The 1,238-nt window shown below is 73.9% G+C and carries 1 protein-coding gene; it reads left to right on the top strand.

Annotated elements, in window-relative coordinates; genetic code table 11:
• The first annotated feature begins 225 nt into the window (after positions 1-225).
• On the top strand, positions 226-1,104 hold the full coding sequence (locus tag FNX44_RS26985; RefSeq protein ID WP_143651584.1) for a universal stress protein: 879 nt from the start codon (positions 226-228) through the stop codon (positions 1,102-1,104).
• The last annotated feature ends 134 nt before the right edge of the window (positions 1,105-1,238 follow it).

Genomic DNA, 1,238 nt, shown 5'->3' with positions numbered 1-1,238 from the left:
CACATCACCCCCGGCGACACCCACACCCTCCAACTCCCCCAACCCCACGAAGAGACATAACCGATAACCGCATACGGCGGTGGCTCGCCGCTTCCGGACCGAAGGATTCGGGCCGAACGGCCCCGGGACGGGACTTGTGGCCCCTCCTCCCGGGCACCCGGCGGAGCGACCGTGGAGACGAGAGCGCGGAGCCACGCCGTTCCGCCCGGCCAGGAGGAGAAGACCATGTCCCCGATCGTGACAGTCGGTGTCGACGGCTCGCCCGAGAGCCGCGCAGCCGCCCGCTGGGCGGCCGACGAGGCCCGCCGCCGCGCGGCGACGCTGGACATCGTGTTCGTCCGCGAGGTCGACCCGCACCCGCACCCGTACACCACCCTGTACGACCCGGACAAGGAGAGCAGCTGGGCGCAGACCCTGCTGCGCGAGATCGCCGCCGAGGCGACCGAGAGCCACCCCGGGACGCCGGTCACCACCCGCCTCCTGTCCGGCTACGCCGCGCAACTGCTGCCCGAGGCCGCCGCCGACTCCGACCTGCTCGTGCTCGGCACCCGCGGTCTGGGCGCCGTCGCCGGCTTCTTCATCGGCTCCGTCGGCCTGCCCACCGTCGCGCACCTCAACCGGCCCGTCGTCCTCGTCCGCTCCCCCGAGCAGAGCACCGCCGCCACCCCCGTCGACGCCGGCGACGTCATCGTCGGACTCAAGCTCAACCGCCCCGCCGACGACCTGCTCGCCTTCGCCTTCGAAGCCGCCGCCGGCCGCTCCGCCCGGCTGCGCGTCCTGCACACCTGGGACCTGCCGCCCGCCTACGGCGTCCGCCCCATCGCCGCCCCGGCCGGCGCCGAAGCGGAACTCTCCCGGGAACGCTCCGACGCCCTGGACGCCGCACTGCGGCCGTGGCGGGAGAAGTACCCGACCGTCGAGGTCGTCTGCGAAGCCGTCATCGGCCGCGCCGCCCACCACCTCGTCGAGGCCGCCGACGGCGCCTCCCTCGTGGTCGTCGGCCGCCGCCTCCGCCGCACCCCGATCGGCGCCCGCATCGGCGCCGTCGCCCACGCGGTCATGCACCACGCGACCGTCCCGGTCGCCGTCGTCCCCCACGACTGACCACAGGGGTACGCGCCATGTCACGGACGGACAGACCACCAAGAACCAACCCCCCACGCGAGGGCCACGGGACACGCCGCCACGGGGCACGCCGCCACAACCCCTGTCTCTTATACACAACTGACGCTGCCGAC

The organism is Streptomyces alkaliterrae, from assembly GCF_007097205.2.
In the GTDB taxonomy this organism is placed as follows: Bacteria; Actinomycetota; Actinomycetes; order Streptomycetales; family Streptomycetaceae; genus Streptomyces; species Streptomyces alkaliterrae.
The sequence above is the reverse complement of the archived record's forward strand: the minus strand, read 5'-3'. Positions and strand labels throughout refer to the sequence as shown.